Consider the following 17,809-nt stretch of genomic DNA (forward strand, 5'->3'; position numbering starts at 1 on the left):
GGCAGCGTTCTCGAACCTTACTTCGCGCCAAGGCTCAGCGCCTTCTTGCGGTCGGCCTCGGCGCGCTTGTGGTTGCCCTTGGCTTCCCACGCCTGGCTTCGCGCGTTGTAGGCGGTGGCGAAATCCGGTTGGAGCTTTATCGCGTGGCTCAAATCGGCGATGGCGCCGTCATAGTCCGCCCTGCTGGTCCGGATCACGCCTCGGCCCAAATAAGCAAAGGGGTTTCCGTGATCGAGGCTGAGTGCCTTTTCGAAATCGCGCAACGCAGCGACGTCCTCATGCCTGCCCATCCATATGAGTCCCCGATTGGCATAGACCCTTGCGTCCGAGGTGTTGAGACTGATGGCCATGTTGTAGTCCGCGAGCGCCCCGTCGTAATCGCCTTGGAAACCGAGGTTCTGGCCGCGGTCGTAATAGGTCTCGGCAAGATTCGGATTGAGCGTAATCGCCTGGCTGTAATCGGCGACCGCATGCGCGTAATCGCTCTTGGCCTCCCAGGCCACTGCTCGGGCTAGATAGGCGTCGTGGAATGCAGGAAAGAATGAAATCGCCTTGCCATACAGGGCTATGGCGCCGTCATAGTCGTCCTTGCCATACAGCGCTTGACCCTTGTTGAAGGTCTGTGCGGCCAGCGAAGTCCAACTCGGCCTGGTCGCTTGCTCGCCAGCCCGGCCAACGGCTTGGCCCGGCATGTTCGATGCGTTGGCTTCGTCCCTTGCAAGCATCGCCAATTCGCGACCCTTGCGGGCGAGGGCCATCTTTGGATCGAGCTTCAGCGCTTGGTCCAGGTCGGCAATCGCCGGGTCGTAGTCGCCCTTGGTGAACCAGACAGTGCCACGTGCAAAATAAGCCGGCGCATATTGCGGGTTGAGTTCGATCACGCGGCTGTAGTCGGCGATGGCACGATCCAGTTCGTTCTTGTTTGTCCACGCGACGGCGCGGCCGATGTAGGCGTCTGAATGGCCGGGATAGAGTTTGATCACCTCGCCGAAGTCGGTGATGGCTGCGTCGTACATGCCCTTCTCGACAAACGACAGACCGCGGCCGACATAGGCCGAGGCCTTTCTTGGATCGAGCGCAATCGCCTCGCTGTATTCGGCGATGGCGCGATCGAATTTGCCTTTGTCGTAGAAGGCGTCGCCGCGGTCGATGAAAGCCTTGAGGTCCTTTGGGGCCGGGCCTACGGCGTCCGGCGCGGCGCCACCCTCTGCCAGCGCAGCCACCGTCGCTTTGCGCGCAACCGTATAGTCTGGATTGCTAGGGCTGAGCTTTATGGCTTGATCGAAGTCGTCAATCGCCTTCGAATAGTCCTTGCCGTCGGCCCACGCCATGCCGCGCCCGTAATAGCTGGCATCATCCTTCGGATCGATCCCGATCGCCACCGAATAAGCAGCGATTGCGCTTCCTGCGTCGCCCTTGGCATGCTGAGCCATGCCTTTGCAGTAAAATGCGTCGCGCGCCTTTGGATCGAGCGCGGCGGCTCGGTCGCAATCGGCGAGAGCACCATCGATGTCCCCAAGGGTGATCTTAGCGAGGCCTCGGCGAAAATGCGCCGCGGCAAAATTGGGGGCGCGTTCGATGGCCTGGCCGTAGTCGGCGATCGCCTGCTGGTAGGCGCGTTTGGCAGCCCAGGCCTTGCCGCGGCCGAAATAGGCGAACCGGTTGTCCGGGTCGAGCGCGATCGCGTGGTTGTAGGCGCCGATGGCCTGATCGTACTTGCCCATGTCCAGGAAGGCATCGCCGCCAAGGATCGCTTCCAGGGCCCGCGGGTCGTTCGCCTCCAGGGCCTTCGCGGCCAGCGTGTCCTGCGTGGCCGTTACATCGGCAACGACGGCTCGCGGCGTCGGCTGTCGGGTGTCCGGCAATGGTGGCGGTTCGCTGTGGTTACCCGCAACCTGTTCACTGCAGCCTCCCGTCCATTTTGGATCGAGTTCGGCGGCGCGACGGCAATCCGCCGCTGCACCGACCATATCGCCCTTCAGTGTCCTGGCACCGGCCCGGCTGAAATACGCTTCGGCGCTCTCGGGATCCAGGTTGATCGCCTTGTCGAGATCGAGAAGTGCGCCTTCGATGCCATATTTTGCAAGCCGCGCCTCGGCGCGCTCGAGCAGGATTTTTGCGGCTGCCGGGTCCTTCCCTGTGGCAACCGACGGAGCTGTTTCGCCTGGGGCGTGTTCGCTGCAAGAGCCTGCGCGCTTCGGGTCGAGTTCGATGGCGCGCCGGCAGTCCGTGGCGGCAATGGCGTAATTTCCCTGGGATGCCTCGGCAAGCGCCCGGTCGTAAAAGGCCTCGGCGTTGTAAGGATCCAGCTGGATCGCAAAGCTGAATGAGTCTACCGCGCCTCCGACGTCGCCTTGCACCTGCTGCTCCAGCCCCCGTTTGAGATTCCAGGCAACGAGTTCGGAATGATCCTCTTTGGGGTATAGTTGCAGCGGCTCGTAAACCGGGGACGCGGCAGGCTTGGGTGTCTGTGGCACAGCCGGCGCCTTCGCGCCCACCGGCCCTGTGTCGCAGCCACCTGCCTTTTTCGGATCGAGCTCGATGGCCTTTCGGCAATCGGCGGCACCGCCGGTGGCGTCGCCGCTGCGGGTGCGCACCAGGGAGCGACCGAAATAGGCCCTGGCATAGTCTGCATCAAGAGCGATCGCTCTGTCGAAATCGGCTATGGCGCGATCGTTGTTGCCCTTGCTTGCCCACGCGACGGCTCGGTAATAGTAACCGTCGATACCAGCGGCATCGAGTTCGACTGCCTTGCTGGTGTCGGAAATCGCGCGAATCCAATCGTTCTTGCCAAGCCAGGCGGCACCGCGGTTGGCATAGGCGTCGGCGTTCTCGGGATCGAGGCCCAGCGCCACGTCATAATCGGCGATGGCGGGATCGAATTCACCCTTGGCGGCGCGGGCAATGCCGCGGTTGATGTAGACGATCGCGTCCTGCGGATCGATGCGGATCGCCTCGTCATATTCGGCGACGGCGCGCACCAGGTCATTCTTCCTGTCCCAGGCGATCCCGAGGCCGGCATGCGCCTTGCCGTTGCTGGGATCGGCCTCGATCGCCTGCTGAAAATCGAGAATGGCCGCGTCGGTCTTGCCTTTGCGCAGGAAGGCAGCGCCGCGGCTGGAATAAGCATCGCTGGACGACGGCTCCAGGCTGATGGCGGCGTTGAAATCCGCGATAGCCCGGTCGTTGTCTCCCTTGTCGTACCAATCGGCTCCGCGGTTGAAGTATGGCGAGGCCTGTTTTGGATCGAGCGCAATCGCCTCACTGTAGTCCGCGATCGCCCGATCTTGATCCTGCCTGTCGTCCCAGGCGATGCCTCGATAGAAGTAGGCCACGACGCGGATGCGCGTCACCTCCGTGGTGTCCTTGGCAATCGGGGTGCAGGCGGCGATGCGCTTGTCCGGCTCGATGTCCTTGCCGATGCAGGTAGCATAATCCTTCTCTGCCGCGAGCGCCGATACGTTCAGCGCAAGAACGACAGCAAGCCCAGCCAATAGCCGGCTGGGCGAAAGCTTCATCGGCACACGCAATCCGATCGCGGCTGCGGACAATCCCACACCTTTCCAGCTCGTCATATTGCTGGTCCTCCCCCGAAAAACCTTGGTCCGCCTCAACGGTTAATCCATGTATTGTTCCTTATTTGTTCCAAAAATGCAAGCATAAATTGTAGGCCCGCGCCGACACTGCCTGAACCTGATCTCGCGCCTGACGCGAACCCGATTTGATGCCGATCCGATCTTCCCGGTTAACCGCCCGGCAATGGTTGCGTGCAATGGTCCCTTCGAGGGATCATTGGGGTGTTTGCGTTGCTCACGTCAAAAAGTGAAGCGTTTTCGCATAGTAATGAGGGCGGATTTTTCTCCGCCGCGCGAAGGCGTGACATACTGGTCGACCTGCGCGAAGGCTTCTTTCGCCTCTGTGCCCTGGCCTGCGCGGGGCTGTTCGTCTATCGCGGCGTGTCCCAGCTCGTGGAGGACCCGACCCGGCTCAACGCCGCGCTGGTGGCGATTTCCGAGATACTCACGTTCACCTGGCTGCTTCTGTCGCGGCGTCCGGTGACGCGTGATTGGAATCCGCTTACGGTCATCGTCTCCGTGACCGCCAGTTTCGGGGTTGCGCTGATCAGCCTCCAGCCCGGCATAGCGCTTGTTCCGGTCTATTTCGCCGCGCCGCTGCAGTTCGTTGCGCTGTTGTTTGTCATCTGGGGCAAGATATCGCTTGGCCGTTCCTTTGCCATCCTGCCTGCCAATCGCGGCGTGATGACGGGCGGTGCCTACCGGATTGTGCGGCACCCGATCTATGCCGGCTACCTTGCCGGCCATGTGCTCTATCTGCTGTCGGCCTTTTCCTTCCACAACCTCGCGGTCTATGCGGTCATCACCTACATGCAGCTGTATCGTATCCTGCGCGAGGAGGCTCTGCTGGCCGCCGAGCCGGAGTATCGCGCTTACATGGAACGTGTGCGCTACAGGCTGTTCTACCGCCTATTCTGAGGGCAGACTGTCGAAAGGCCGAGTGGCGTTTGGCTTGTGGCCTGCCGCGTATGTTAATAGCTGTTCGCCGTTTCTCAGAAACGCCAACCTGCCCATCTCGTGTTTTTGGCAAGTTCCCAAGGGAAGCGCTACGCGCCTTTCCCGCGAAAACCGGTTCCTGGAACTGCCTCAAGCCTGTTGACGGCCTGGTTTTCCAACACCGCCCGCTGGGTTCTGCGAGCACAGCCATCGTGGCCGATGTCCAATCGTCACGATATGCGCTAGGCGTCAGCAATATGAATCGATTTTCTTTCCGCGCGATAAAGGTATATCGACGATTATCGTTCTCGATTTGGAATATTTTTTACATATGTATTATAGTTTTATCACTCTTATAATATATGCATTTCATCAATAAATACCATCATCTGCGTAAGTATGCGCCGAATGAAACTGAATCTCACCTGCGGCGTAGCTGAATGTGCAGTCGGCTGTGCGCCGGCTGTCATAGGGCAACGACAACAGGAGAGTGTTATGGCTTTCACCATCAAGACAGTCGCCAGTGTGTTGGCGGGTAGTGCAATGGTCCTCGTCCTTTCCATGCCCGCAAGCGCGGCTGGGCTCGGCGTCGGCGCCTCGGTGGGCGGCAGTGGCGGTATCAATGCCGGCGTCGGCGCCTCGGTCGGTGGTAGCGGTGGCGTCAACGCCGGCGTCGGCGCTTCTGTCGGTGGCGGCGGTGGCATCAATGCCGGAGCCGGTGCCAATGTCGGCGGCTCTAACGGCGCCAGTGCCGGGCTCGGTGCTTCCGTCGGGGGCAGCAACGGCATCAATGCCGGAGCGGGTGCCAATGTTGGCGGCACGGGCGGCGTCACCGCCGGGCTGGGCACTAATGTCGGTGGCGCTGGCGGCGTCACCGCCGGCCTCGGCGCCAATGTCGGTGGCACCAGCGGCGTCGGCGTCGGCTTGGGTATTGGTGGCGGAACCAATCCCAGCAATCCCTCGAACCCCAGCAATCCCAGCAATCCCAGCCATCCGAGCCTGCCGGGTGTCGTGGCGCAGATGTCCAGCAGCCAGGTTGCGCGCATGAAGAAGCGCTGTGTCGACGTGCTCGGCAGCGAAGGCACCTATGATCGCGACCTGCGTCAGCTTTGCCTGTTGATCGCCCGTCGCTGAAGCCAATGCTGCCAGGGATGGAGCCGTGAGGCTTGGCGCCCTGGCCTCCGGCCGGTCGGAAGCCCGCCATTCAGGCGGGCTTCCTGCGTATCGGGCCTTTCAATTCCGACCCTGTATCTATCGGGACAATCGGGTCCTTTCGTTCGCCGGTGGACATTGGGGGCGGAACGGTAAGGCGGCTCGAGCGTTCTCGTCTTCGAAACACCGTATCAGGCGGTGCTCAAACCGGCGCATCAGCGCCCAAGGGAGCGGGAAAAATGAGCTTAGGCACGATACTCATCATCATTCTTGTCATTGCGCTGCTTGGCGGCTTCAGCGGGCTTGGCGGCGGGCCGTTCTATGGAACGGGCTACTACGGCGGCGGCGGGCTCGGGCTTGTCTTGCTTATCATCATCATCCTTGTCGTGCTGGGGCGCATCTAGCTGCCTGCAAGCAGGATGATCGCAATCTCGTGACCGCGCCGAGGCCGAGGCGCACCGGATTGTGATGCAAGCAAGCCGGCTTGTGATCCGAAATTCCGCGGGACTCGCGTATGGTGATTTCGGTCCACACCCCCCGTGGAAACAAGAGGAGAGGGTCCCACCCCTTCATCCTCCTCCAAGGCCCGCCCCGGTATCCCGGAGCGGGCTTTTGCGTTGAACCCGTGGGAACCGGCTGGCGTCGAGACAGTTGAGTTTGCGTTAGGCCCGCAACGCTCAGAACGACACTCTGCGAAACTCGCGATGATCTTCACGTCCTGTGGCGGCTCGCGGCCATATCGAGACCTCCACAGCATAGACGCGCTGATCGGCATCGCGAAAGCAGAGGCTATCAAGGTGATACGCCACATCGATCGCGCGGCCTGAACAGGAAGAAGGATTGGATGAACATCAAGGAGATGACGCGACAGGATTGCGTCGCCCTTTTGAAGGCGCAACGCCTTGGTCGCCTAGCCTGCGTGCGTGACCATAAACCCTATGTGGTGCCGGTCCATTTCGCCTTCGGCGAGAATTCCATTTTTAGTTTCTCGCTTCCCGGCCGGAAAGTCGACTGGATGCGGGCCAACCCCCATGTCTGCCTTCAGGTCGACGATGTCGGGGGTGTCGATGGCTGGAGGAGCGTCGTGGTGGAAGGCGTGTTCGAGGAATTGCCCAAAGCGCCTGATCCGGATGCCGGCTTGACGAGCGCCGAAAGGATGACCGCTCCCGTCGATGGCGACCGCCAGCTTGCCTGGTCGCTTCTTGCCACGCATGCGAATTGGTGGGAGCCGGGAGCACTGAAGCCCGGCGATGCCCTGGCGCCCTCGGGCAGCCATCTCTTTTATCAGATCAGGATCGAGGTGCTGTCGGGAAGGCAGGCCTCGTGGTAACGGTTCTTACGCCGCGCGCGGCACCCGTGAGGTGAACGTTGCCCGGGTGACCGAGACGCTGGTGCCGTCGTTGTCGCCGATGACTTCCACCTTGGCCTCGAGCTGTTTCACCAGCGCCTCCACGATGGCTGTTCCAAGGCCGGTGGCCGGCACGTCGTTGGCGATCTTGCCGACGCCATTGTCCGAAACCGTCAGTTTCCAGTCACTGCCGGCGGTCTCGTAGCTCACCTGGATCCGAGCGCCGTCCTTTTCCTTGGGGAAGGCATATTTGATGGCGTTAAGCACCAGTTCGGTGACGATCAGTCCGAGGCTGACTGCCTTTTGCGAGTCCATCCTGCCGCCTTCGGTCGTTACGGTGACTTCGATCGGCTGGGCCTCGCCAACCATCGAAGTGGCGAGGCTTCCGCACAGCTTCGAAAGGTAGGAGCCGACATCGATCTCGTCGACGCCGACCGAGGTGTGGAGATGGCGCTGCACCTCGGCCACGGACAGCACGCGCTGATGGGCGTCCTTGAGGTGTTGGCGTGTCTCCTCCGACGTGACAGAGCGCGCCTTCAGCAACAGGATGCTGGCGATGATCTGCAGGCTGTTGGCAACCCGGTGCTCCATTTCGCGCAGCAGCACGTCCTTCTGCCGGAGCAGATCCTCGGTGCGGCGCAGCAGCTCTTCCTTTTCGCGCTCGATGACACGGCGGGCGGTGATGTCATTGAAGGCAAGAAGGATAGTGACGGCCGGACTGTGGTCGTAAAGCACCTTGCGGGCGTTAAGCAGCATGGTGCGGCGGCCGATCCGCGGGAAATCATGCTCGACCTCGAAACCGTCCATGGCGGTCTTCTCGGGAATGATCGTCTCCAGAAGCAGGCGAAGCGCGGGAATGTCCCACTGACCGTCGCCAAGGGCGTAGAGCAGCGTACCTTGCGTCTGTGCGGGGTCGACCTCGAATGTCTTGTAGAAAGAGCGGCTGGCGGCCAGCACACGAAACCGCTCGTCAAGCACCAGGAATGGCTCGGTGATCGTGTTGACAATCGCCTGCGCCAGCGTTTGCGCATCCTCGATATTCGCAATGGGTTGAAACATGGGCAAAAGCCAAGCGAGCGGCGTCCTGCCGCTCCAAGGATTGAAGCTATACCTTTGCAGGACCGTTGTCGCGAATTGAATCCGCCAGCGGCTGCGTCGCGGGCGTATCGCCGAAAGGAAAAGACGGGCACTGGGCCCGCCTTATCCAAATGGTCAATCGGGCCTGCGCCCAATCGCGGTGCGTCAGTTCGCGCCGCCGAGCTGCTTGGTCATCTTGCAGAAATTGTCGTGCGACTTGCCGATGACACTGTCGCCGCAATCCTTCGTCATCGAGGTGCGGTCTTCGTCCTTCATAGCCATCCAGGCTGCCTTGAACTCCTTCTCGGACTTCATGGTTTTCATGCCGGAGTCTGTGTAGAAGGGCGCCATCTTTGCCGGATCGTCCAGCGCGGAGGTGTGGGTGGCGGCGAGCGCCGAGCCGGTCATCATTGCAAGCGCCATCGCGCCCATGGTCAGCATCTTGAAGTTCATCTGGAAATTCCTCTCTATCGAGGTCATTGGAATAAACGACCTGCAGATAAACGGTGTCGAGAGAAAACGGTTCCTCTATATCGGTAAATATTAAAACCAGATTTTATTTTTACCGAGTCTACAGCGGGGCGTCGCCGCTACTCCATGTCGGGCACGTCGCCGCTAACAAACAGCGTGGTCGGCGGGCCGTAGTCGCCAAGTGTCGGGTCGGCATCGCGGCTCCAGGCGATGACGCCGACATGTTTTGCCGCCAGACCTCGGGCGGTGCGTATGGCGCGGTCTTCGCTCTGCTGGTCGGCGGGGCCGAAGGCGGGAAACAATTCACCGTCCTCGCCGCGGTCGAACGCGACCACGACGATCAGTTTGGGATTCTTATGCTCTGTTGATTGGGACATGTTGCTCCTTCGACCTGGAACCTACCACACTACCGGGAACAAGGGCGGTCCGTTTGACCTGTCTCGGCATCGCATTGACAGGAGGTTTACAGCCATGTATTGAACAGGACTATACAGGTTCACTGAACAGGTATGCATATGAAGCGGCGCGCGGTTCAACTGTCTCCCGGCACGGGCAAGCCCGAGCAGATCGCGACCGTTCTGGAGCATGAAATCCGCTCCGGCGTGCTCGGCTTCGGCGACCGCCTGCAAAGCGAAAACGAACTCGTCCAGCGCTTCTCCGTCAGCCGCAACACGGTCCGCAAGGGTCTCGAGGAACTGTCCAGCCGCGGGCTGATCACCACCAAGGTCGGCATCGGTTCCTTCGTCACCTTTGATGGCAAGCCGGTCGACGACGCCATCGGCTGGTCGCGGGCGCTCGCCAATGCCGGCGCCAATGCCGAGACGAGGACGTTGCGGCTGGAGGTCATCGAGGACGCCGATCTCGCCGCCTTGCTGGAAATCGAAAGCCCCTTCTTCATCGCCGTCGACCGGGTGCGCACCAATGCCAGCGACGGCCACGCGATCTCCATCGAGCGCAGCCGCCTGCCGCTGTCGCCGGAGCTTGAGGATGTGCCGCTGCGCGGCCTGCGCGAAGGCTCGCTGCACCAGACGCTGCGCGATGCCGGCCTCATCCCCGACCATGGCGAGGAATGGGTCGGCATCGAGATGCTCAATGCTGAGGATGCGGCGATCCTCGGTTGCCCGCAAGGCACGCCCTTCCTGCGCGGCCGCCGGCTGACACGCGCGGCCGATGACCGGCCGATCGAATATGTCACCAGCCTGCTCAACCCGGCGCATTTCGCGCTGCATATGAGGTTCTGAGCGATGGCGGATAACATTATTCTCGATCGTGCCATGGGCGCGCTTGTCGGCGGGGCGCTGGGAGACGCGCTCGGCATGCCGACGCAGCTCTTGTCGCCGGCGCGTATTGCCGAACTCTACGGCCATGTCGACGATTTCGTCGCGCCCTTCGCCGATCATCCGGTGTCGAAGGGATTGTTGGCCGGCACCATCACCGACGATACGGAACAGGCGCTGCTGCTCGGTCGCATTCTCGTCGAGTCAGGCGACCGTTTCGATCATACACGCTGGGTCAACGCGCTGCTCGACTGGGAGCGCGAGGTCAAGGCGCGTGGCAGCTACGATCTTTTGGGTCCGTCGACCAAGCGCGCCATCGATGCCATCAACAATGGCGTGCCGGCCGAGGAAGCGGGGCGCAGTGGCGACACCAATGGGGCGGCCATGCGCATCGCGCCGGTCGGCATCATGATGCCGCTGGAGCCGCTCGACGCATTCGTCGCTAAGGTGGCCGAGACCTGCCGCGCCACGCACAACACCTCGATCGCCGTTGCCTCTGCCGCAGCGGTCGCGGCCGCCGTCAGCCGCGGCGTTTCCGGCGGTGACTGGCGCGCCGCCTCCGATAGTGCCGTCGCGGCGGCGCGGCGAGGGGTGACGCTTGGCCATTGGGTGACCGGCGGCGACATCGCCGCGCGTATCGTCTGGGCGCAGGATCTGGTGCGTGGCAAGGTGACGGGGGATGCAATCCGGCTGATCACCGACCTGGTCGGCACCAGCGTCGCCAGCCAGGAATCTGTTCCGGCCGCCTTCGCCGTGCTGGAGGTCGCCGGCGGCGATCCCTGGCAAGCGGCTGTGATCAGCGCCAATCTTGGCGGCGACACCGACACGATTGGCGCCATCGCGGCCGGCATGGCCGGCGCCTGCACCGGCCTTTCGCGGTTGCCGCAGCAGCATATTGCCCGGCTTGTCGGCATCGACATGTCAGAGGTGCGCGCGCTTGCCGCCGATCTCGTGGCGGCAAGGGTGGCGAAGACCGGCAAGGATGCGGCGGCATGAGCGGGCGCCTCGTCCATATCGGCAGCGCGGTGGTCGACTATGTCTACCGCATCGACGCCTTGCCGGCGCCGGGCACGGAGAAGACGGCATCGAGCTTCGCCCGGGTCGCCGGCGGCGGCTTCAACATGATGGTCGCGGCCAGCCGCACCGGCATGACGGTGGTGTTCGGTGGGCAACTCGGCAGCGGGCCGAACGGCGATTTCCTGCGCTCCGCCTTCGCCGCCGAAGGCATCGAGACGCTGACGCCGCCATCGCCGGATATGGACAGCGGCAATTGCGTTGCCATGATCTCGAGCGATGCCGAGCGCACCTTCGTCTCCTGGCCTGGTGCGGAGAGCATTCTCACCCTCGACATGATGGCGCCGGTATCGGTGGCGCCCGGTGATTGGGCGTTCACCTCGGGCTATACGCTGAGTTATCCCGGCAGCCGCGACGCGCTCACCGGTTGGATCGAGGCGCTGCCTGCGCAAACGCCGTTCGTCTTCGACCCGACGCCGGTCATTTCAGACATTCCGCGTCCCATCCTGTCGCGCGTGCTTTCCCGCACCACATGGCTGAGCTGCAACGCGACGGAGGCGGCCGAGATTGCCGGCCCAGGTGATGTCGAGAGCCTGGCGGCGCGGCTGCTTGCCGACCATTGCCCCCGGGCCGCCGGTGTCGTCATCCGTTCGGCCGCCAAGGGCTGCCATGTCAGGCTGGCCGACGGCACGGCGCAGACCATTGCCGGCTTCAAGGTCACGGCGGTCGACACCAACGGCGCCGGCGACAGCCATATCGGCGCTTTCGTCAGTGCGCTGGCGCGTGGTGTGCCGCCCTTCGAGGCGGCGCGCTACGCCAATGCGGCAGCCGCCATTTCGGTCACCCGCCATGGCGGGTCATCGGCGCCGACCGACACGGAAATCCAGACTTTCCTGAGCCAGGCCGCCGCGACCGGCGCGCCGGGCCAGAACCAGAAGGCCCATCAGACAGCCTGACAAGCCCCGCCAAGCGGGCAAACAAAGAGAGGAACCAACATGCGCATGCCAAGACTGACTGCTCTCTTGACGGCGACCGCCGTCTTCACCACCGCACTCACGCTGGCCGCCAGTGCCGCCGAAGTGCATGTGCTCAACTGGAAAGGCTACGGCGCCGACGAACCCTGGGCGGTCGCCGCCTTCGAGAAGGCGACCGGCAACAAGGTCGTCAACGACTTCTTCAATTCCGAACAGGAAATGCTGACCAAGATCCGGACCAATCCGGGGCTTTACGACGTGGTCATGATCAACGCCGCCTTCAACGACCAGGCGATGGCGGAAAAACTCATCCAGCCGATCGATACCTCGAAGCTGCCGAACTATGCCGACATCAGCAAGGACAAAGCCGGTTCGCCGATGCTCGACCATGACGGCAAGGTCTATGGCGTGCCATGGGTGTGGGGCCTGACGGCGCTCGCCATCAATGAAAAATCCTTCGACAAGCCGCCGACGTCGATCGCCGAAATGTGGGATCCCAAGCACAAGGGTCGCGTCGTCATTCGCGACGACGCCGTCGAGGCGGTGCAGTTCGGCGCTATCGCCACCCGCCAGAACATCAACGACATCAAGGATATGGATGCGGTCAGGACGAAGCTCACCTCGCTGATGCCGCAGATCAAGACCTTCTGGAGCTCGGAGAACGACTGGAACCAGATGGTCGCCTCCAACCAGATCGACATCGGCACCTATTGGAGCGGCTCGGCCGACCGTGCCAAGACGCATTTCAAGCTGCCGGTTTCGCTGGTCATTCCGCAGGAAGGCGCCGTCGCCTGGCTGGATGCCTTCTCCATTCCGGTCGGCTCCAAGAATGTCGAAGGCGCGCAGGCCTTCATCAACTGGATGATCGACCCGAAATTCTACGTCGAATGGGTCACCAAGGTCGGCGCGCCTGTCTCGGCAAACACCAAGGCGGTGGAGGCGCTGCCGCAGGATGCCTTCAACCGCAAGGTGATGGGCGATCCAGAGGTAGCCAAGCGCATCCAGTTCCAGGCGCCGATCACCGATGCCCAGCGCGAGGCCTATCTGGCGCTCTGGCAGCAGCTCAAGGTCGACGTGAAATAAAACCCACGTCCGGGCCAGCCGGCGGTTCGCGCCGGCTGGTTCTTCCAATCCTGGGGAGGAGGGTCTTATGGCAGTACAGGGAGCGGTCGCGTCGCGCAGCGGGTTGAGATCGGCTCTGCCGTTGCTGGCGCCGGCCTATCTCTGGCTGACGGTGGCGATCTTCCTGCCGCTGTCGGCCATGGTTTTCTTCTCTTTCATGACCGACCTGCCGCTGTCGGGAAAGCCCTGGGCCTTCACGCTTGGCAATTATGCCGCCTTCTTCTCGCAGAGCCTTTATCTCACGCTGCTGCTCGCCTCGCTGCGCCTCGGCCTCGAAGTGACCCTGTGGTGCATCGTGATCGGCTATCCCGCCGCTTACGTGCTGGCCAAGGTGCTGAAGGGCCGCAGCCGCGAAGCGATCTTCCTGCTGGTCATCCTGCCGTTCTGGTCGAACGGGCTGGTGCGCATCTTCTCCTGGGCGATGGTTCTGCGCGAAGGCGGCATACTCGATACGGCGCTGAACGCCGTGCTGCCGTTCAAGATCAACATCGATCTGATGTATTCCTATCCGGCCGTCATCATCGGGCTGGTGCACTCCTACGTGCCCTACATGGTGCTGACCTGTTATCTCACCTTGCAGGCGATCGACGACTCGCTGATCGAGGCCGGGCGCTCGCTCGGCGCTTCGCGGCTGCAGGTGCTGAAGCGGGTGATCATCCCGCTGTCGATGCCGGGTCTTGTGGCGGGGGCGGCGCTGATCTTCGTGCCGGTTGTCGGCTCGTTCATGGAGCCGCGCATCCTCGGCGGCCGCACCGGCACCTTCTACGGCACGGTGATCGAGGACCAGTTCGTCGCCGTGTTCAACTGGCCGCTGGGAGCGGCATTGTCCTTCATCCTGCTCGCCGTCGTGCTGGTCATTCTGGCGATCGCCTCGCCGGTGCTGCGGAGGGCTGCGTGATGGCGACCACCCGAATCCTCGAAGGACTTGGCCGCCTCTACATCTTCCTGCTGCTCGCCTTCCTGTATCTGCCCATCATCATCATGGCGCTGATGTCGTTCAACGTCTCACCCTTCTACCAATTGCCGTTCGAGTGGACGACCGAATGGTACGCCTCGCTGTGGCAGAACGACCAGCTGATCGCGGCCACCTGGAACAGCCTCGAGATCGCAATCATCACCACGCTGATCAGCGTGGTGCTCGGCTCGGCGGCGTCGCTGGCGCTCTACCGCTACGAATTTCGCGGCAAGAAGGTGCTGCAGGCGCTGCTGTTTCCGCCGATCGCCATTCCGTGGCTGATCACCGGCACGGCGATGCTGATCTTCTTCTTCGGCGTCGGCATCGGGCGCGGCCTGTTTGCCATCCTGCTCGGCCATGTCGCCTTGGCGCTGCCCTATGTCATCGTCGTCGTCTCGGCGCGGCTGCAGACCTTCGCGCCGGAGCTGGAAGAGGCGGCGCGCTCGCTCGGCGCCAACCAGTGGCAGGTCACAATGCGCGTGACGCTGCCGTGGATCATGCCGGGCGTCATTGCCGGCGGGCTGTTTGCCTTCGCCGTGTCGTTCGACCAGTTCGTCGTCTCCTACTTCCTGTCGACGCCCGGCCAGACGACGCTGCCGGTCGAGATCTACGCCGCGATCCGCAAGGGTTTCACGCCCGAGATCAATGCGGTCTCGACCATCATCATTGTCGTGTCGATGGCGCTGATGCTGCTGACGGCACGCTTCTTCAAATTCGGCGGAGAGAAATAATGGCCGGCGTGCAGGTATCGAGTGTCTCGCGCAGCTTTGGCGCACACAAGGCGCTGGACGATGTCTCCATCGATTTCGCCGATGGCGGCTTCTATGCGCTGCTCGGACCGTCGGGCAGCGGCAAGACCACGCTGCTGCGCCAGATCGCCGGCTTCGATTTTCCCGATACCGGCCGCATTTCCATCGGCGGCGAAAGCGTCGAGCGTGTGCCGGTCGAGAAAAGGCGCATCGGCATGGTGTTCCAGAACTATGCGCTGTTTCCCAATATGAGCGTCGCCGACAATGTCGCCTTCGGCCTTTCGGTGCGCGGCGAGGCCAAGGCGGTGATTGCCACGGAAGTGCAGCGCGCGCTCGATCTCGTCCAGCTCGGCAAGCTCGGTGGTCGGCGTCCGCACCAGCTCTCCGGCGGCCAGCGGCAGCGCGTGGCGCTGGCGCGCGCCATCGTCACCAAGCCGCGCGTGCTCCTGCTCGACGAGCCGCTCGGCGCGCTCGACAAGGCGCTGCGCGTCGACATGCAGATCGAGTTGAAGCGCATCCAGCGCGAGATCGGCATCACCACCATTTTCGTCACCCATGATCAGGAAGAAGCGCTGACGATGAGCGACCGCGTCGGCATCCTGCGTGACGGCAGGCTGGTGCAGGAAGGGCCGCCGGAGGAGATCTATGACCGGCCGAAAAGCGAATTCGCCGCCACCTTCCTCGGCGACGCCAATATCTTTCGCGGCGATACGACCGGCAACGGCATCCGCCTGCCGGACGGCACGGCGATTACGGCGGGAGTAGGGGCAACTCTTGCCACCGGCGCCAAGGCCAGCTGCGCCGTGCGGCCCGAGCGCATTCGGATCGGCACCGATGCAGGGGCTTTGGATGGCGATGCCAACATGCTGAAGGGGCAGGTTTCCAAACGCATCTTCGCCGGCAACAACAGCACCTATTTCGTCGAGCGTGACGGCCAGACGCTGAAGGTCATCGTGCAGAACACCGGCGCCGACCGGCTGGCGGAGGGGCAGGACGTGGTGCTGCGCTGGTCGCCGGAGAGCACGGTGTTGATTGCGTCCAATTAGGCCTAAATGGGGGAGGCTGGCGCCCGTCACCCCCCTCTGCCCTGCCGGCCATCTCCCCCGCAAGGGGGGAGATCGGCAGCTTTGGCGCTGCTGCTCTTCCGGCAAAGCTGAAAATTTGCGAAAGCAGAGATGACGGCCAATCTCCCCCCTTGCGGGGGAGATGCCCGGCAGGGCAGAGGGGGGTGCTTCCCACCATCCTGTCAGGCATAAGCCCGGAGCATTCCGATGACGCTAGAACTGACCGCACAGGACCAATCCATGCTCGACGGCGAGCAAGGCCCGTCGGCCGCCGCCGCCATGAAAATCCTGGTCGCCTTCTCCAACGCGATCGGCGCGCGCGGCCTGCTCGACATCAGCGGCGCCCATATCGATGGCTGCCTCTATCACGGCAAGGCCGGGCTCGATTTCGTCGAACGGCTGGTCGAGGGCGGCGGGCGGGTGCAGGTGCCGACGACGCTCAATGTCGGCTCGTTCGACCTCATCCATCCCGGCATGGTGAAGATGCCGGCGGCGGAAGAGGTGCCGGCGCGGCGGCTGATGAAGGCGCATCTGGAGCTTGGCTGCCAGGCGACCTTTACTTGCGCGCCTTACCAGACGCGGTTCCGGCCTGAATTCGGCCAGCAGGTCGCCTGGGGCGAATCCAACGCCATCGTCTTTGCCAATTCGGTGATCGGCGCGCGCACCAACCGCTATGGCGACTTCATCGATTTGTGCTGCGCCATGACCGGGCGCGCGCCGGCCTGGGGCCTGCATCTGAGCGAAAACCGGCGTGGCCGCATCCTGTTCGAACTGGACATCGCCGAGGCCGAACCAAGCGACAGCCTGTTCGTCGGCGTCGGGCTGATCATCGGACAAGCCAGTGGCGACCGCATTCCGGTCATATCAGGCCTGCCGCAGCCGCGCGACGAGGATCAGCTGAAGGCGCTTGGCGCGGCGGCCGCGACGACCGGTGCCGTGGCACTGTTCCATGCGGTCGGCATCACACCGGAGGCCAACACACCAGACGAAGCGTTTCATGGCCACGCGCCGGATGAGACGATCCGCATCACCCCAGCAGACATCGATCATGCGCTGTCCAGATTGTCCGGCGTGGCCGATGGGGCGCCGCTCGCCGCCGTATCGCTGGGCACGCCGCATTTCTCGCACGAGGAATGGACGCGCCTGTTGCCGATGCTGCGCGAGGCAGCGCCGGGCAGGGGCATCCCGATCTATGTCAACACCGGTCGCGCGACGCTGACGCGGCTGCAGGAGGAGGGCGCGCTGACCGGCATGGAGGCGTTCGGCCTGATCCCGGTCGCCGACACCTGCACCTATGTCACCTCCATCCTCGAGCGGCTCGACGGCGTGGTGATGACCAATTCCGGCAAATGGGCGCATTACGCACCGGGCAATATCGGCGTGACCGTCGCTTTCGCCGAGATGGCGGATTGCATCCGCTCCGCCGCTGCCGGACATGTCGTGCGAGGTGCCTCATGACGCAACCCGTTGCAAAGGACGCCGTCGATCGGCTGGGCACTTTTCAACTCGCCGGTGAGGCCGATGGCCCGGCTTTGGTGTTCTCGCAGCCGCTCAGTTTCTGGGGCGGCATCGATGCCGAGACGGGGGACATCATCGACCATTCGCATCCTGGGCTGGGCAAGAACGTTGCCGGCAGGATCCTGGTCATGCCAAGCGGGCGAGGCTCATCCTCCTCGTCCTCTGTCCTGGCCGAAGCGATCCGCCGGGGCACCGCGCCGGCCGGCATTCTTCTGGAGCGGCCTGACCCGATCCTGGCGGTGGGAGCGATCGTCGCCGAGTTTCTCTACGACGTCCATATGCCGCTGGTGGTCTGCGACATTGCGGGGATCGTTTCGGGCGACCGGATCGCGGTGCGTGTCGGTGAGCAGGGCGGGGCGGTCATCCGTAAAGCCCAATAAACGCTGCCCCCGGTGATTGGTGTCGCTGATGGGAAATGATGGTGCCGGCCTTGGCTGACCGGCAAGCCCTGGCGCTATATGCTGTCCTCTAGGGAGGAATGGATGGCAGGCACGGATTTCGAACCGGATGTGAAGGTTCGCACCAGGGAATACCGGATCGGCTGCGTCGGTGCGGGCATGATCATGGCCGAATGCCA

Annotated in this window: 17 protein-coding genes; 13 read left to right on the forward strand and 4 right to left on the reverse strand. The window is 63.0% G+C overall.

The features are described 5' to 3' along the window. Nucleotides 1-17: 17 nt before the first annotated feature. On the reverse strand, nt 18-3,575 hold the full coding sequence (locus JG747_RS16470; protein ID WP_244748118.1) for a tetratricopeptide repeat protein: 3,558 nt from the start codon (nt 3,573-3,575) through the stop codon (nt 18-20). A 222-nt stretch (nt 3,576-3,797) separates the two neighbouring features. Here JG747_RS16470 and JG747_RS16475 point away from each other — a divergent pair, with 222 nt between their 5' ends. The 4 genes from JG747_RS16475 (at nt 3,798) to JG747_RS16490 (ending at nt 6,993) form a co-directional block, all read left to right on the forward strand. After that, nucleotides 3,798-4,493: a methyltransferase family protein gene (locus tag JG747_RS16475; RefSeq protein ID WP_019859273.1), complete on the forward strand. Its 696-nt coding sequence runs from the start codon at nt 3,798-3,800 to the stop codon at nt 4,491-4,493. Between the two features lie 513 nt (nt 4,494-5,006). Then, nucleotides 5,007-5,645 carry a hypothetical protein gene (locus JG747_RS16480; RefSeq protein WP_083246800.1) on the forward strand — a complete coding sequence of 213 codons (639 nt, stop codon included), beginning with the start codon at nt 5,007-5,009 and terminating at the stop codon, nt 5,643-5,645. 257 nt (nt 5,646-5,902) lie between these two features. Continuing rightward, the gene (locus JG747_RS16485; RefSeq protein ID WP_064983672.1) at nt 5,903-6,067 is read left to right on the forward strand and encodes a DUF3309 family protein; all 165 of its coding nucleotides are present in this window, start codon (nt 5,903-5,905) and stop codon (nt 6,065-6,067) included. Between the two features lie 440 nt (nt 6,068-6,507). Beyond that, the gene (locus tag JG747_RS16490) at nt 6,508-6,993 is read left to right on the forward strand and encodes a pyridoxamine 5'-phosphate oxidase family protein (RefSeq protein WP_202359613.1); all 486 of its coding nucleotides are present in this window, start codon (nt 6,508-6,510) and stop codon (nt 6,991-6,993) included. A 6-nt stretch (nt 6,994-6,999) separates the two neighbouring features. Here the strand turns inward: JG747_RS16490 and JG747_RS16495 are convergent, their stop codons facing one another. The 3 genes from JG747_RS16495 to JG747_RS16505 form a co-directional block, all read right to left on the reverse strand. Beyond that, the gene (locus JG747_RS16495) at nt 7,000-8,070 is read right to left on the reverse strand and encodes a sensor histidine kinase (RefSeq protein WP_202359614.1); all 1,071 of its coding nucleotides are present in this window, start codon (nt 8,068-8,070) and stop codon (nt 7,000-7,002) included. 183 nt (nt 8,071-8,253) lie between these two features. Continuing rightward, entirely contained in the window at nt 8,254-8,541 is a 288-nt protein-coding gene (locus tag JG747_RS16500) for a hypothetical protein (protein ID WP_038647891.1), read from the reverse strand. Between the two features lie 137 nt (nt 8,542-8,678). Continuing rightward, nucleotides 8,679-8,936, reverse strand: coding sequence for a hypothetical protein (locus tag JG747_RS16505; RefSeq protein WP_202359615.1), 258 nt, complete (start codon nt 8,934-8,936; stop codon nt 8,679-8,681). 138 nt (nt 8,937-9,074) lie between these two features. Here JG747_RS16505 and JG747_RS16510 point away from each other — a divergent pair, with 138 nt between their 5' ends. The 9 genes from JG747_RS16510 to JG747_RS16550 all read left to right on the forward strand — a co-directional run bounded on the left by JG747_RS16510 (nt 9,075) and on the right by JG747_RS16550 (nt 17,612). Next, complete coding sequence (locus JG747_RS16510; RefSeq protein ID WP_038647889.1) at nt 9,075-9,800, forward strand: GntR family transcriptional regulator; 726 nt, start codon at nt 9,075-9,077, stop codon at nt 9,798-9,800. Between the two features lie 3 nt (nt 9,801-9,803). After that, on the forward strand, nt 9,804-10,832 hold the full coding sequence (locus JG747_RS16515) for an ADP-ribosylglycohydrolase family protein (RefSeq protein WP_202359616.1): 1,029 nt from the start codon (nt 9,804-9,806) through the stop codon (nt 10,830-10,832). Beyond that, on the forward strand, nt 10,829-11,806 hold the full coding sequence (locus tag JG747_RS16520; protein ID WP_202359617.1) for a PfkB family carbohydrate kinase: 978 nt from the start codon (nt 10,829-10,831) through the stop codon (nt 11,804-11,806). The genes JG747_RS16515 and JG747_RS16520 overlap by 4 nt, the downstream gene beginning before the upstream one ends. Before the next feature lie 39 nt (nt 11,807-11,845). Beyond that, nucleotides 11,846-12,907, forward strand: coding sequence for an ABC transporter substrate-binding protein (locus tag JG747_RS16525; protein ID WP_202359618.1), 1,062 nt, complete (start codon nt 11,846-11,848; stop codon nt 12,905-12,907). A 67-nt stretch (nt 12,908-12,974) separates the two neighbouring features. Beyond that, complete coding sequence (locus JG747_RS16530; protein ID WP_202359619.1) at nt 12,975-13,844, forward strand: ABC transporter permease; 870 nt, start codon at nt 12,975-12,977, stop codon at nt 13,842-13,844. Then, on the forward strand, nt 13,844-14,632 hold the full coding sequence (locus JG747_RS16535) for an ABC transporter permease (protein WP_019859259.1): 789 nt from the start codon (nt 13,844-13,846) through the stop codon (nt 14,630-14,632). Before JG747_RS16530 ends, JG747_RS16535 begins: the two co-directional genes overlap by 1 nt. Next, nucleotides 14,632-15,696 (forward strand): ABC transporter ATP-binding protein, encoded by a 1,065-nt coding sequence (locus JG747_RS16540; RefSeq protein ID WP_202359620.1) that lies wholly within the window; start codon nt 14,632-14,634, stop codon nt 15,694-15,696. Before JG747_RS16535 ends, JG747_RS16540 begins: the two co-directional genes overlap by 1 nt. Nucleotides 15,697-15,921: 225 nt before the next feature. Continuing rightward, nucleotides 15,922-17,172: an aconitase X gene (locus JG747_RS16545; RefSeq protein ID WP_202359621.1), complete on the forward strand. Its 1,251-nt coding sequence runs from the start codon at nt 15,922-15,924 to the stop codon at nt 17,170-17,172. Beyond that, the gene (locus tag JG747_RS16550) at nt 17,169-17,612 is read left to right on the forward strand and encodes an aconitase X swivel domain-containing protein (RefSeq protein ID WP_019859254.1); all 444 of its coding nucleotides are present in this window, start codon (nt 17,169-17,171) and stop codon (nt 17,610-17,612) included. Before JG747_RS16545 ends, JG747_RS16550 begins: the two co-directional genes overlap by 4 nt. The last annotated feature ends 197 nt before the right edge of the window (nt 17,613-17,809 follow it).

This window comes from Mesorhizobium sp. 131-3-5, from assembly GCF_016756575.1.
Classification (GTDB): domain Bacteria; phylum Pseudomonadota; class Alphaproteobacteria; order Rhizobiales; family Rhizobiaceae; genus Mesorhizobium; species Mesorhizobium jarvisii.